Annotated in this window: 11 protein-coding genes and 3 pseudogenes; 7 read left to right on the forward strand and 7 right to left on the reverse strand. The window is 60.9% G+C overall.

Annotated elements, in window-relative coordinates:
* Positions 1-112: 112 nt before the first annotated feature.
* Positions 113-301: a hypothetical protein gene (locus FJV43_RS24920; RefSeq protein WP_239621734.1), complete on the forward strand. Its 189-nt coding sequence runs from the start codon at positions 113-115 to the stop codon at positions 299-301.
* Positions 302-378: 77 nt separating this feature from the next.
* Here the strand turns inward: FJV43_RS24920 and FJV43_RS24925 are convergent, their stop codons facing one another.
* Positions 379-603: a hypothetical protein gene (locus tag FJV43_RS24925; RefSeq protein ID WP_239621735.1), complete on the reverse strand. Its 225-nt coding sequence runs from the start codon at positions 601-603 to the stop codon at positions 379-381.
* Positions 604-709: 106 nt separating this feature from the next.
* Entirely contained in the window at positions 710-1,834 is a 1,125-nt protein-coding gene (locus FJV43_RS24930; RefSeq protein ID WP_239621736.1) for a hypothetical protein, read from the reverse strand.
* Between the two features lie 158 nt (positions 1,835-1,992).
* Here FJV43_RS24930 and FJV43_RS24935 point away from each other — a divergent pair, with 158 nt between their 5' ends.
* Positions 1,993-2,247: a hypothetical protein gene (locus FJV43_RS24935; protein ID WP_239621737.1), complete on the forward strand. Its 255-nt coding sequence runs from the start codon at positions 1,993-1,995 to the stop codon at positions 2,245-2,247.
* A 25-nt stretch (positions 2,248-2,272) separates the two neighbouring features.
* Here FJV43_RS24935 and FJV43_RS24940 read toward each other — a convergent pair whose 3' ends face one another.
* Together FJV43_RS24940 and FJV43_RS24945 are read right to left on the reverse strand one after the other, a co-directional pair.
* Entirely contained in the window at positions 2,273-2,506 is a 234-nt protein-coding gene (locus FJV43_RS24940; protein ID WP_239621738.1) for a hypothetical protein, read from the reverse strand.
* 669 nt (positions 2,507-3,175) lie between these two features.
* Positions 3,176-3,373 (reverse strand): hypothetical protein, encoded by a 198-nt coding sequence (locus tag FJV43_RS24945; protein WP_239621739.1) that lies wholly within the window; start codon positions 3,371-3,373, stop codon positions 3,176-3,178.
* Positions 3,374-3,568: 195 nt separating this feature from the next.
* Between FJV43_RS24945 and FJV43_RS24950 the strand changes: the two genes are divergently transcribed.
* Positions 3,569-4,636 (forward strand): acyltransferase, encoded by a 1,068-nt coding sequence (locus tag FJV43_RS24950; protein WP_239621740.1) that lies wholly within the window; start codon positions 3,569-3,571, stop codon positions 4,634-4,636.
* A 53-nt stretch (positions 4,637-4,689) separates the two neighbouring features.
* Here FJV43_RS24950 and FJV43_RS24955 read toward each other — a convergent pair whose 3' ends face one another.
* Positions 4,690-7,704: a hypothetical protein gene (locus tag FJV43_RS24955; RefSeq protein ID WP_239621741.1), complete on the reverse strand. Its 3,015-nt coding sequence runs from the start codon at positions 7,702-7,704 to the stop codon at positions 4,690-4,692.
* 606 nt (positions 7,705-8,310) lie between these two features.
* Here FJV43_RS24955 and FJV43_RS24960 point away from each other — a divergent pair.
* The 4 genes and pseudogenes from FJV43_RS24960 to FJV43_RS24975 all read left to right on the forward strand — a co-directional run.
* Positions 8,311-8,370, forward strand: a pseudogene (locus FJV43_RS24960) (IS66 family insertion sequence element accessory protein TnpB); the annotation flags it as partial.
* A gap of 247 nt (positions 8,371-8,617) precedes the next feature.
* Positions 8,618-8,973: pseudogene (tnpB, locus tag FJV43_RS24965) on the forward strand (IS66 family insertion sequence element accessory protein TnpB).
* A gap of 122 nt (positions 8,974-9,095) precedes the next feature.
* Positions 9,096-9,957 (forward strand): annotated as a pseudogene (locus FJV43_RS24970) (IS66 family transposase); the annotation flags it as partial.
* 279 nt (positions 9,958-10,236) lie between these two features.
* On the forward strand, positions 10,237-11,577 hold the full coding sequence (locus FJV43_RS24975) for a UDP-glucose/GDP-mannose dehydrogenase family protein (RefSeq protein ID WP_239621742.1): 1,341 nt from the start codon (positions 10,237-10,239) through the stop codon (positions 11,575-11,577).
* A gap of 57 nt (positions 11,578-11,634) precedes the next feature.
* Here FJV43_RS24975 and FJV43_RS24980 read toward each other — a convergent pair whose 3' ends face one another.
* Together FJV43_RS24980 and FJV43_RS24985 are read right to left on the reverse strand one after the other, a co-directional pair.
* The gene (locus FJV43_RS24980; protein WP_239621743.1) at positions 11,635-11,865 is read right to left on the reverse strand and encodes a hypothetical protein; all 231 of its coding nucleotides are present in this window, start codon (positions 11,863-11,865) and stop codon (positions 11,635-11,637) included.
* 726 nt (positions 11,866-12,591) lie between these two features.
* On the reverse strand, positions 12,592-13,704 hold the full coding sequence (locus FJV43_RS24985; RefSeq protein ID WP_239621744.1) for a polysaccharide biosynthesis/export family protein: 1,113 nt from the start codon (positions 13,702-13,704) through the stop codon (positions 12,592-12,594).
* Positions 13,705-14,019: the final 315 nt, after the last annotated feature.

Genomic DNA, 14,019 nt, shown 5'->3' on the forward strand with positions numbered 1-14,019 from the left:
TTCACGAGCCGAGAAGAATTTGTCAATCTGTTGCGAAGCAGGTCACATTCTCAACGCCAGTCTCGGGCAACAGTCGCGCAGCTCAATTCCCTCCGTCTTGCGGAACGCTGCCATGCATGCTTCTTCTTCGTCCGACCAGCTCGTCTCCGACGCGTTGAACGTGCAATCTCAACGGCGGGAGATATGGGCGGATCGCGCAGTCGCGCTGCTGTACGGCTCGACGGTGTCGATCGCGATGCTCGGCTGGCTCTATGCACTCGGCATGGCGTTGCGCGGCGGCATCATCTGGGCGCTGTCTTGAGCTCTGCGCGCGCCCGCAACTCGGCGTGCTGACGTGTGCGCCGACGGTGGGCAAAAGCGGCCCGCCGCGCGCGGCCGTCAGCGATAGGTCCGGTTGCTGTTCTGATTGGGATTGGCGGATGCCGCAGGCGGCACGCCCTGTCCGATCGGATTGCTGAACGGATTGTTGCTCGGCTGGGTGGCCACGGGCGTTCGCGACTGGGTCGAGGGATTGCCCTGCGGCCGATTCGCCTTTTGCTGCGCCAAGGCCGGCGCGGCCAGCGCAAGGGTCGCGGCAACGATCACAATGGATTTAACGCGCATGATGTCCTCCAGTGAACGCGCAAAGCGAGCGCTCACCTCATGAGGTAAGACCGGAACCCGCCTTTGGGAAGAGCGCGGGAAGTTCCCGTCCTGCGGCGTCTTGCACCTACGGCTTCTTGCAATCGGTGTAGAACGTGCCGTTGGCGGCGACGATCCGCTCGATGCATTGGCGGGGATCGCGCACCTCGCCTTTGACGCTGAAGTAATAAGACTGCGACTTTAGGATCAGCGCGTAGCCGCCGGGCGGCAGCTCGAGTGCGGGATCCTCGCTGTGCAGCTCGTACATTTCCGACGTGTCCGGGAGCGGCGAGGCACGGAACGGATAGGAGAAGCTGCGGATCACCCAGGCATCGTCGCCGGCATCGGGCTTCTTCGCCGTCGCCTCGGCCGAGAACTCCCGCGCGATCTTGGCGACGACGCGGACCTCGACGCGTTCCGGCACGTTGGTCGCAGCTTCCCGCCGGAACACGATGAACTTGGGGCGCCCGCTCGGCAGGCCGGCCTGTTCGGGAATCTTGAACGCCGCCGAGACCGCGACCCGCGCGTCGGGCGCGCGGCCGGGCAGCAGATGCAGCTCGGAGAGCTCCTTGTCGTCGACCAGCGCATAGACGCCGTAATCGGTTGGCCGCATGGGCTTCGGCTTGTCGGGGACGACGGGCGCGACCGGGACGGCAGGCGCCGCGGGCGGCGGTGCCGCAGCCACCTGCCGCTCGCCGCGCGCAACATATCCGGCGAGCGATGCCAGCCGCTCGCGCTGCTGCACGGCGACCACGACGAGGCCGACGACCAGCAACAGCGCCGCGGTGCGTCCCATCACCGACCAGAGCGCGTGACGCGCCAGCGGAGAGGCGCGGCTGATCTCGATGTCGGCGGGCATCGTCGTCGCCGGCGCGCGCTCCCCCCCCCGCACCTGGCGCCGCGGCGGCTCGGGTGCGGCTAGGGCGGGGGCATCGGCCGGCGGCGGCAGGTCGACCTGCTGGCGCGAAAACTCTTCGACGCCGCGGATGGCCGCTTCCAGCGCCTGCTTCGACCGCCGCACCTCCTTGGCGTCGGCGTGGGTGAATTGCTCCTGGAGCTTGTAGCGGGCCAGATCATAGACGAGCTGGCGCATCTGCTCGGGATGGCTCTTCACCGTCTCCAGCATGCGCGCGATGACCAGCGCGAACTGGACTTCGGTGGAAGCCGGCTCGATCGTGCCTTCATCGGTGGGTTCCAGGTCTCTCAAGCTCATGTCGGTCCAGTTTGCCTCGTCCAGGCCTCAGGCGGCCGAGGTCGTCGTGCACATCGGGATGCAACAATGGCCGGGAATGCATAGAATGTCAGTTTGCCGTCCCTTTTTCAAAGAGGCGGGTGGCGCTTTCAGCTCCGCCCGCGTCAGGAGAGATAATAATGTATGCGAGAACGCGATTCGGCGCCGCCATGCTTGTCGCGGCCGGCCTTGCCGTGGTCCTGGTCCCCGAGCCTGCCTCGGCGATCGACGCCCAGCTGGCGAGGACCTGCAAGGCTCTTACCACCAAGCAATTCCCGCCGCGCGAGCCCGGCAATCCCGCCGCCGGCAGCGCCAAGGGCTCCGGCCGCGACCAGCAGGCCTACTTCAACAAATGCGTCGCCAACAACGGCAAGGTCGATGACGCCGGCAAGTGAGGGCTGACGGCAGGCGCGGGCCCCGTCAGGACTCTTTGGGCGGTGTCGGTTCCGGCACGTTGCCTTCCTTGGCCATGCAGTCCCGGAAATAAGATTGCCGGTCGCCGCTCATCTTGACCGAGCCGGGCCGCTTGTAGGGATAGGCAATGTAAGAGAAGCGCATGCACTTGCGCGCGACCTCCGGGCTCGGTCCCGCCACGGCCGCCGGCAGGCCGCCGGCTACGACAGATGTGAGCAGTGCCATCGCCGCCACTGCCATTCGCGATGTCTTCATAAGAGGATGCCGTTCCCGCATGTTCTGCCTGTCATTACCAATCGCCGGGAATGCGATCCGTCTCGTCGGATCGCTCCCGGTATTCCCATTTGCCGTCGCGCCGCCGGCGCCACACCCTGCCGAGCAGAAAACGGCCCTCGACCGACCGCTTCGGCCAACCCAGCAAGTTCCAATTGTGCCATTGATCGAGAGAGTCGGGGCGCTCGCGCTCGTAAATTTTCGCCAGGACGGAAGTCGTTCTCGTCTTGTATTCCCAGGCAGCTCCGACCCTGCGCCGCCAGACCGATCCGATGACGAGAAATCCCTCGGGGTCCCGGGGGGGCAGCAATAACCGCCATGGATGCCAGACGGAGGGATCCGGCGGCATCCGCCCGTTGAGGCCTCTGAGACGACCAAACACGAAAACACCTTTGCCCAAAGCGATGGCGCTTGCGGTGGCTCCTGCATCTTCGCGCGGATGGATGCGCCCCGCGTCTCAATCGATCGGTATGAAACTGACGTGACAAAAACCCGCTCTGCGGCTCCCGGCCGGACAAAAGGGAACCCGCGTCAACTCCACGAGCGCCATACCGACAATCCGCCTGAAGGTGAAGAGGGGCAGATCAAATTTGAAGTATTATATTACCATAAGCCGCGTTCTTTTGGAATCTTAGGTTAGCTGCCTTTCGCGCATCCACCACGACCCGCGCCATCATCGACCGCTTCGTCCGGCGCGCCGACGGCGCTGCGAAATTTCCGAACGAACGTTTGCGTGATCGAAACAAAAGCTGCGACGATGTGCAGCACGCGCAGAACGCGCATATTGAAGCTTTTGCTCGGCGCATTCGATTTGGGCAATTCGACATCGAACATGCGTTGCTCTCGATCACGTGCGGCCAATTGTTTTTGCACATTGCTCACATCCGCATCGCTCGCACGGAACTGCGCGTGCCACGCTGAATGCGCTGCGCAGCAATGCCGGTGCTGTCCTTAAAAGCGCTTCATTTGGTTGGCTTTCCTCGCGACATCGATCAGCAACCTTCAGCAATGCGAGTGAGCAGCCCTCTCGTGTCAGAAAAGCTTCACACACTTGACGGCATGCGCGGGGTCGCTGCCATTTCCGTGTTGTTCTTGCACCTCGGCAACTGGATCGAGCAACGCTGGTTCTTCACACACGGCTATCTCGCCGTCGACTTCTTCTTCTGTCTGAGCGGATTTGTGATGGCGCACGCCTATGGCCGGCGCCTGATGGAGAGTATGTCGTTCAGGGATTTCCTGGTGCAGCGGGTCATCAGGCTCTACCCGATCATCCTGCTCGGAATGGTCCTCGGCGCGCTCTACTACCTCTTCCTCGCGACCCTCACGAAGAATCCCCTGTTCAGCGCGCCCGATGTCGGCATCGCATTTGCGCTGAACCTGTTTCTCATTCCTTTCTATTTTTGGCCGAGCGCGCTCGGCGGCGGAATCTATCCGCTGAACACGCCGTTCTGGTCCATCTTCTTCGAGATGATCGCGAACCTGACCTGGGCGCGGTTCTTCGTGCGGGTGTCGCCTGGCCTGCTGTTCGGGATCGCGGCCGTTCTGGGACTCTGCCTCTTTCCGCAATACGACCGAATCGACGGCGGCGGCCTCATCGACCAGTTCTGGCTGGGCACGTTGCGCGTCATCGTCGGCTTCAGCGCGGGTCTCCTGGTGCACAACCTCTATGCGGAGAAGCGGCTGGACTGGATCTCCGGCATCAATCCATGGCTGCTGCTCGCCGCGCTGCTGATCCTGTTCTCGGTCCCGAACATCGGAGGCGTCGGATACGACATGATCTGCATCCTCGTGGTCTTTCCGCTGCTTACGCTGCTCGGTGCGCGTGCGGACGGGACCTCCGGACAGGCGCTGCTCGAATGGCTCGGCGCCATATCATATCCGCTCTACGGGATTCACCGCCCGATCTGCCTCGCGCTGGTCTTCGTGATCGCGCCGCGGCTGCATCTGCCGCAGCCGCTGATCGTGATCGTCGCCGCGGTTGGATCGGTGTGCGCGGCGCACATCGCCTACTATTATTTCGACGAGCCAGTCCGTCGCATCCTGCGGAGCAGGGCCGTCGCATTCAAGTCCGGCGCGGCCTCGCTCGCCGCTTCCTGAACAGGCCAAGGCCCGCTTGGCGGCGTGCGGCGCGGCGGGCTTGTTCCCGGACCTCAGCTTAGCGTCCAGTCGTGCTGGACGAAGTGGAAGTCGGCGCTCGTCAGAGCCGAGGGCAGCACGTTCTTGACCAGGATCGAATCCTGGGCATCCAGCTTGATCAGCGTGTCGCGGCCGATCTGCTGCATCACGAGCTGGCTGAAGTCGTGGACCACGGAGTTGTCGAGCACGATCGTGTCGTGGTTCGCGCCGTCTCCGGCATGGAAACCGATGATGGTGTCGTTGCCGGAGTTCGGCTTGAAGATGAAGGTGTCGCCGCCGGCGCTCGCGGCCGTGAGCGTGTCCGATACGCTCTTGGTCGAGGTCAGGGCGACGCCGGCGAGATAGGCCGTCTGGCTGTGCGAGCCGTCGACATTGGTGAACTCGGCGTTGACCATCCGGCCGGCCGCGTCATACACGAAATGGTCCGCGACGTAGCTCTTGCCCGTGACGTTCCAGTCGAACACGTCCTTGGCCTTGCTGGCGTGGACGATCGTTTCGTTGGTGAGCACACCGGCGGTATAGGTCTTGCTGTCGATGAGGTCGGCCGATCCTGGGGCGTATCTCACGACGTCGCTGCTCAGCTGCCCGTTCGCATAGGTCTTCACCTCGGACCAGCCGTTGGCGCGGACGACGCTGTCGGAGACCAGCGCACCCGATGCGTTGTACACGTCGGTGATCTTCGTGCCGTCCGAGCTCAGAGTGTAGGTATAGTCCAGCGAGCCGTCCGCGTGGCTGCGGACAACGGAGGTGAGGACGCCTGCTGCGTTGTAGACGTCGTGCTCGGCGACGTAGGACTTGTTCTGAATGCCGGACAGGTAGATGTCCTTCGACTTGTCGGCATGCACGATCGTGTCCGAAGTGAGAATGCCGGCGCTGTAAATCTTGACCTCGCTGAGGTCGGGTCCTCCCGGCGCAAATTTGATAGTCTCGCCGGTCAGCACGCCCTTTGAATAGATCTTGACGTCGGAGAAGCCGTTCGGGCGGACAATTGTGTCCGAAGCCAAGCTGCCCGCCGCGTCGTAGACGTCCGTCGTTTTCGTGCCGTCAGCGGCGAGTGTGTACGAGTAGCCTAATGTTCCATCAGCGTGCGTGCGCACCGACGAAGTGAGAACTCTCGCCGAGTTGTAGGTGTCGTGCCCTGCTACGTAGTCCTTATTCTGGACGTTGTAATAGTAGACATCCTCCGAATTGTCAGCGTGAACAATGTCGTCCTTAGTCAGCACGCCGTTGGTATAGGTCTTAATCTCGAACGCATCAGCAGAGCCGACGGCGTATTTGATGACCTCGCTGGCGAGTGTTCCGCCCGCGTAGGTACTGACGATCGAGCCCACGGGACCGGATGCGTACTTCACCGTCTGGTTCGTGATAACTCCGTTGGTGTACGTCTTCACGTCTGACGAACCGTCGGCGCGGAAAACCGTCTCGGAGAGAAGAAATCCCGCCGAATTGTACTTGTCGGTCGTCTTTGTCCCATCGGCCGCGAGGCTGTACACATAGTCGAAGGTGCCGTCGCCATGCGTGCGGATGGACGAAGTGAGGACCCCTGACGCGTTGAAAACGTCGTGTTCGGAGACGTAGCTTTGATTCTTGATGTTGTAGAGGTAAATGTCCTTCGAACCGTCGGTATGAAGGATCGTCTCCCGCGTCAGTTCGCCCGCAGTGTAGACTTTAATGTCGGACACATCTTTGGAACCGTCGGAGTAGGTGATCGTTTCGCTCGCGAGTACGCCGCCGACATAAGTGCTCGTTGTGGTGGATGGGAGCGGGGCAGGTGCTGCCGCTATATTCTTGATCACTGGCGTGACCTCGATCACCAGCGGATGGTCCGAAATGCTGACCTGGATGCTGCCAACATTGGCGTAGGTTGCAATCGGATTGCTGCTTACGATGGGGTCGTAGACCTTCACCAGCGAGACGGTCTTGTCGAGGGTGACCGTCACAATCGAAGCCGTCGCTTTCACCTCACTGTGCGCGTTCTGATTCCACAGCACCGGCTCAGCCCAGAGCACGAGATCCACGCTGCCGTTGCTCTTGGCGAACACCATGTCGTGCGACATCGCGGGCGCGCCTGACAACGCGTAAGTGAGGCTGCCCGATGCGCCGCTCGCGTTCTGGCCGCTGTCCCGAAGGATTTGCGTGAGATTATGGATGGCGGTCGCAACGGGCTTCGGAGAGCCATCGGAATGGAACAGACCGAAATAGCTCTCCTTGTTATCCGCGCCGAGATTTGGTTCATCGAGCAACTCGTAGAGATAGGTGTGCGAAACCCCCTTCTGGTAGGCGTCCATGAGCGTGTTCAGCGTGTACTTGGCTTGAACCGCTTCGTTGACGCCGTTGTACCAATAGCTCGTCAGCGTGTTGTAGCCGGCCTCTGTAATGACGGTAGGCTTTCCGGGAGCGCTGATCTGAGCGAAAGACAACAGATAATCGAGACCGTTCGAAACGGGGGTCGTCGACATGACGTAGGCGTGCTCGTTGGCATAATCGGTGTAGCCCGACAAGTTGCCGAGTTGTTGGAATTGGCTGCTGTCGGTCGAGCCGATGGAAACGTTGTAGACCGGAATGTCCTTGAGCAGATTGTCAGCGTTAACCGCAGTGAATATCTGTTTCTGAACTTCTGCGCCGGAGGCTATCGAGATGACCCCGTTGTAGCTTATCTGCCAGATGTTAACCTCGTTTGGCCCTTCGATAGCGGAGATACTTCCCGGATACTGGCTGGCATAGGTATCCAGCGCAGCGATGAACTTACTCACGTCGATGGTCGAGTCACGAGAAGGAGTGGCCACAAAGTCAAACTTGTACCCCTGCGCAGCCAGAACGGAGAAGCTATTCGATGCGAGCGTCGTTGTGTACAGATTGTCGCGGATGTTCTGAATGCCCAGATAGTCTAACGCTGTCGACACCTTGTCGATGTTAACGTAAGGCGAGTTATCGAATGCGATGTGAGTATTCACGCCGATCGAGTCGATGAACGCTGCAGTGGAGGTCGCGGTTCTGGTGACAAACTGCGGTGATGATTGAGAAGACATGACACCCCGGTTGAATGCTTGTTGTTGGGTGTGATGATCCGCGGCTCGCTTTAAAGACGGGTTCTTGATTGACTAAAATTGCGAGCACTGATTTTCTCGATGGTGAGTTCCTGTTCAGTGAACGAGCCGTCGCGCGACTTGATGCGAAGCAACGCTCGTCGCGCTTCGGTTATCGCGCGCGGGAACACCCGTAGAAGCACGGATGTCGGTGCTGTTCATCGATGCGAGCTCGCGCGCAATTGGCGCCATTTGCGGCAATGCCGGTGGAACGCATGCTGAACGTGCTGTCGGACGGTCGCTCGGAGCATCCGGCCGGCCGCAATACATCTTTCACGAGACGACCACCATGCTTCGGAATCTCCGGACCACGCGCGGAGTGTGATTGTCCTTCGCGCTTTCACAGCGCCGTAGGCGCTGTTCAGCGGCCACCTACCGGATGACGGTGTGATCTGCGAGTCTGCGGATCGGTTTCGACCGTTAGGCTTAGAATGGACACAGTGCATACTGCTTATCACGGAGCCGGTACGGCGGCTTGAAGTCTTCACTGGAGCCGGTCGTCGGCGGAAGTGGAGCGACGAGGACAATGCACGGATCGTCGCGGAGATCGTGGCGAATGGCGACTCGGTGTGTTCGGTGGCCCGACGGCATGGATTGTCGCCTCAGCAATTGTTTGGTTGGCGCCGCCAATTGCGAGAAGCGGCAGGCGGTCATTCCGAAGAGGACGAAGTTCAGTTTGTGCCGGCGTTGGTGGACGCCGTGGTGCCGGCGCCCGCTGCTCGCCCGGAGCGCAAAGTGGTGCGCAAGGCAGATAGCGGGATCATCGAGATCGAAGTCAACGGCATCACGATCCGGGCCGGTCGTGGTGCGGACCCAACGATGATCGCGTCGATCGTCCAGGCGCTGAGGCGAGCCGGTGATCGGTCCGTCGGGTGCGGTCCGGGTGATGGGGGCGACCAAGCCGGTAGACTTCCGCAAGGGAATGGAGGGGCTTGCGACCTTGGTGCGCGAGAGCATGGGGGCTGACCATTCTCGGGTGCTGTCTATGTGTTCCGGGCCAAGCGGGCTGACCGGATCAAACTGGTGTTCTGGGACGGAACGGGTCTGTGCCTGTTCGCCAAACGGCTCGAGGATGGGATCTTCCGCTGGCCAAAAATCGAGGACGGCGTAATGCGTCTGTCGGCGGCGCAATTGTCGGCACTGTTGGAAGGGCTCGACTGGCGGCGTGTCCACGAGGTACGGGAGACGCCGGCGCCAACGCAAGCCGGATAGTTGTTGGCAGCGCCGCGGCGAAGTGAATCAGGGGCGTCGAGCGCGTCGCCAGATGACGGCGAATATGCTCTGAATTGGGTGTGAACGAAGCCCTGCCTGACGATCCCGAGACGCTAAAAGCGATGCTGCTCGCCGAGCGATGCGAGAGCGAGCGGCTGCGTCAGATCATCAAGGAATTGCAACGGCATCGGTTTGGCCGGCGGGCAGAGACGTTGCCCGAAGATCAGATGTTGCTGGGCCTGGAAGACGTCGAGCAGGTCGCCGCGTACAGCGAGACAGCGCATGACGTCAGCGCACCCTGAGGCGCGGGGTCGCAAGCGCCGCGGCAACCGTGGTGCCCTGCCGGCGCACCTGCCGCGGATCGAGGTCGTCGTCGATATCGACCATAAGTTCTGCCCCTGTTGCCAGGGCGAGTTGCATCGGATTGGCGAGGAAAGAAGCGAGCGGCTGGACCTGGTCCCGGCGCAGTTCCGGATTCTTGTCACCCGGCGTCCCAAATACGCCTGCCGGGCTTGCGAGGACGGCGTCATGCAGGCGGCGGCCCCGGCCAGGCTGATCGAGGGCGGGTTGCCTACCGAAGCCACGGTCGCCCAGGTCCTGGTCTCCAAATATGCCGATCACCTGCCGCTCTACCGGCAGGCGCAGATTTACGCCCGCCAGGGCATTGAGCTCGATCGTTCGACGTTGGCGGACTGGGTAGGACAGGCAGCCTTCCATCTTCGTCCCCTGCATGAGCGCCTCCTCGGCAAGCTCAGGCAACGGCCAAAGCTGTTCGCCGACGAGACGACGATGCCGGTGCTCGATCCCGGCCGTGGGCGCACCAAGACCGGTCAGCTCTGGGCCTATACGGCGGACGATCGGCCATGGGGCGGCGTCGATCCGCCGGGCGTCGCCTACGTCTATGCCCCCGATCGCAAAGCCGACCGACCAATCGCCCATCTGGCAGGCTTCAAGGGGATCCTCCAGGTTGACGGCTATGCTGGCGTCCCGATGGCACCTCAACCGCCTTGCAAAGCTCGGCTGGCGCACGACGACGTCGCTTCACGACGGCTTGAAACGCGGATATGCCGCGTATATCGCATATGCAGAATGCATCAATTGCATGTCGTGCGTTTGACGAAATGTCGGCGCTGATTGTCACGTGTTGCGGTTAAGATTTATTCGGTTCGCGGGACAGTTTGCCCTAATGTTGAGCGTGCGGCCGAATAAAGAAATGGTCTAGGGTGTTCACAGGAACATCGGGTTTCAGCGGAAAGAACTCTCATGCGCATCGCGATGATCGGCACGGGTTATGTGGGACTGGTTTCCGGAGCCTGCTTTGCGGATTTCGGCCACGACGTCACCTGCGTCGACAAGGACGAGAAGAAGATCGCGGCGCTCCATCGCGGTGAGATCCCGATCTACGAGCCCGGCCTCGACGAGCTGGTCGCGACCAACGTCAAGGCCAAGCGGCTGGACTTCACCACCGATCTCACCAAGCCGGTCGCGGATGCTGATGCCGTGTTCATCGCGGTCGGCACACCCTCGCGCCGCGGCGATGGCCACGCCGACCTGTCCTACGTCTACGCCGCCGCCCGCGAGATCGCGCAGGCGCTCACCGGCTTCACCGTCGTGGTGACCAAGTCGACTGTGCCGGTCGGCACCGGCGACGAGGTCGAGCGCATCATCCGCGAGACGAACCCTGCGGCCGACGTCGTCGTCGCCTCGAACCCCGAGTTCCTGCGCGAGGGCGCGGCGATCCGCGATTTCAAATTCCCCGACCGCATCGTGGTCGGCACCTCGGACGAGCGCGGCCGCAAGGTGATGGGCGATATCTACCGCCCGCTGTCGCTGAACCAGGCGCCGCTGATGTTCACCGAGCGCCGCACCGCCGAGATGATCAAATACGCCGCCAACGCGTTCCTGGCGACCAAGATCACCTTCATCAACGAGATCGCCGATCTCTCGGAAAAAGCCGGCGCCAATGTCCAGGAGGTCGCGCGCGGCATCGGCCTGGACAACCGCATCGGCACAAAATTCCTGCATGCAGGCCCAGGCTTCGGCGGCTCTTGCTTCCCGAAGGACACCAAGGCCTTGATCAAGATCGCGCAGGACCACGACGTATCCTTGCGCATCGTCGAATCCGTGCTGGCGGTCAACGAGAACCGCAAGCGCGCGATGGCGCGGAAAGTGAGCCAGGCGCTCGGCGGTTCGCTGCGCGGCAAGACCATCGCCGTGCTCGGCCTCACCTTCAAGCCCGATACCGACGACATGCGCGACGCGCCGTCGATCCCGCTGGTGACAGGCCTGATCGACATGGGTGCGACCGTCAAGGCGTTCGATCCCGTCGGCATGGAGCAGGCAAAAAGTGAGCTGCCCAGCATCACCTACTGCGAGGACGCTTATTCCTGCGCGGAAGGCGCGGATGGGCTCGTCATCGTCACCGAATGGGTGCAGTTCCGCGCGCTCGATTTCGATCGGTTGAAGCAGACCATGGCGCAGCCCGTCGTCGTCGACTTGCGCAACATCTACCGCCCGGAGGACATGGAAGCCACCGGCTTCACCTACGAGAGTGTCGGGCGGAGGTCCGCTCGGGCGCATTTGGGGGCGCATTTGGGTTCATGATGGGATAAGCTCTCGCACGCTCGTGTCCAAGAGGTGATACACTGAGCTCGGCATCCTCTATGTTCGGCCGACTTTCGGCGATCTCCCTAGCAAAGTGACTGCATCGTGAAGACGACCGAGATCATAGATCGTTTGGTCGAGCTCCATGGAGACTTGGACGGCTTGCGATATGCTTCCTGCGTCGGTGCAAGCTTTCGCAGCCATCACGGATTTTTTGGCGCTTCTTAGATTCTGTTGAATCTCATCGAGCAACTCCTTGATAATCAGTTCTTTAGCTTGCGCATTCATGCTCTGTCTCGTTTGCAAGTGCTTTGAGATATTTGCAGCCTTCCAAAGTTCGAGTCCGCTCGTGACGTCTCATGGTCTTGATCAGAAATAGGAGGCGTCGGAGCTGCTGCGTTCAGAAGCGTCTCGAAGTGCGACAAGTCTTCTCGCGCTTGAATAACCTCGCTGGTGCGAGCATGTTGATCGAAGCCGTGGGATTGGAGTCGAGCCTCGATGTCTAGAGCAGCGGAAGGGTCAAGTTGCCAATCCAAAGCGTTTCTGACGGTAAGATCCTGAAGGTCAGGCGCGATGCCGGCTACGTCGATGCGACGAAGAGTGGTTTGGATTGCGTTCCGACGATAGGCGTTGAGCAGCCTCTGGCGCAATAGCCGGTATCGCTGCATCTCCCAGGACAGTTCAACGATGTCGACAGTTAGCTGCCACTCGATCGCCGCTCAAGGATCAATATCTCGGAAGATCGCAGCCTGGACAGCGTGATAATGATCGATGCCTTCTCCTGGGAGAAGGTGAGGCTTTGGGCACAGCGCCTCGACCTCGTTAGGCATGGTGCCCGCTTGCCTCTGAACCCGGTTGAGTTGCGCTTTCATTGCCGCGGCGTCTCCGGCGGGGGGGCTAACAGGGGGCGGCGTTTTGCGCGCCTTCCGCCACATGCGCGGGGCTCGCTTCCCAAAGTTCCTTTGCAATCGGTAAGGGAGCAATCTGCAGGTTTGCCCACCAAGCTCGCTAGAATCACTGACGCAAGTCGATCTTTAAAGTCTGGGCGTTGTCTGCGGCGACTATCGTGTCGTTGGCAGTGCCAATCACGACACGGACGAATTCCAAGAACTTTGCGGTGTCGACAGTAGCCGCGTTCGCGGCGAACAACACGTCTTTGTCCCGCATGTCAAACTTACTTGCCAGAAAGAACCCACCCGGATCCCGGAAATCGACATTATAGACCACCGGTACCAATGCCCCCACGAACTTGGAGCAGTCGATACCCAACCTTTCTGCAAGTTCGCGTGGTTCGCGCCGGTAGACATAGACGCCGGCCGGCTCAGCCTGGGTGTCAAGCAATCCGCCTGCCTTGGCCATCGCCTGAGCCATATTGATTTTCCACATGTCGAACGTGAACTGCCCTTGTGATCCGGAGGCACCGAAAGCGAGGAAAATCTGCGGTTCGCGGTAGACATAAATGGTGTCTCCTGGATGCACCCAAATATTGTTGGCCGGTTGATAGACCAGTGCGCCGAACGGAACCGTGGCCCGTTTGCCTGCGCGTTCCAGCGTCACCCAAGTCTCGTAGCCTTGGCCCTTTGGACCTCCGGCGCGGGAAATGACGTCAAGGATGCGTTCGCCGGCTGCATTGGAGGCAAGACGACTTGGCGTATTAACTTCGCCGAGCACGCTGACCAATGACGTGTTCTGCGTCGCCAGAGACACCACCACCTGCGGCTCAATGGCCCTATCGGCGAGAGTCTTTACGATGTCCTGCTGAATTTCACTTGGCGTCCGTCCAGCAGCTTTGACGGCTCCTGCATAGGGCACCGAGATGTACCCAGCCGAGTCGATATTCTGGTTTGGCAACGACACAAAATTGCCGGATCGGGTGCCAGCCTCAGCCGGGATGAACAAGCCTCCAGCCGCGGCTTCAAAGATCGTCACAGCCACAACGTCGCCGACCCCGAATTTAATGCTCGGCGCCGGTCGCCGGTCGGGGAATGCCGCAGAGATGGCGCCCGGCCCATATTCCTTCAACAGGTCGAGCACTGTCGGGGTGAGCTTCACGAGCCCGTAGTCCGGTCCGGCTTGCGTGGTATGGCCTTTAACGAGGTGGTCCTCGGGCCCCGAACTGGGCATCATGGAGCACCCCCCCGCGGACAAAATCGTCATCGCGAAGAGTCCAACTGAAAACATGCACCGCATTTGCAGTCGAATTCCCTGAAGTCGTCGCGCGAGCTCGCGTACAAAGATAAAATACGCCTAGCAGCAAAAACTGGACGGCAGGGTTATTTGGCACTTCTGCGTGTTACATTTTGTTGCAGGGGTTGACGACTACAAAGCTTCCTTAGCCAGTGAACCGTCAGGCTAATATCTGCGAACAAGCAATTTCTATTGACGATCATCGTATCGATCGCACCTGGCATCTTCACGCTTGATATCTGAATCGATTCATCG

It is taken from the genome of Bradyrhizobium sp. I71 (genome assembly GCF_022354745.1).
GTDB lineage: Bacteria > Pseudomonadota > Alphaproteobacteria > Rhizobiales > Xanthobacteraceae > Bradyrhizobium > Bradyrhizobium liaoningense.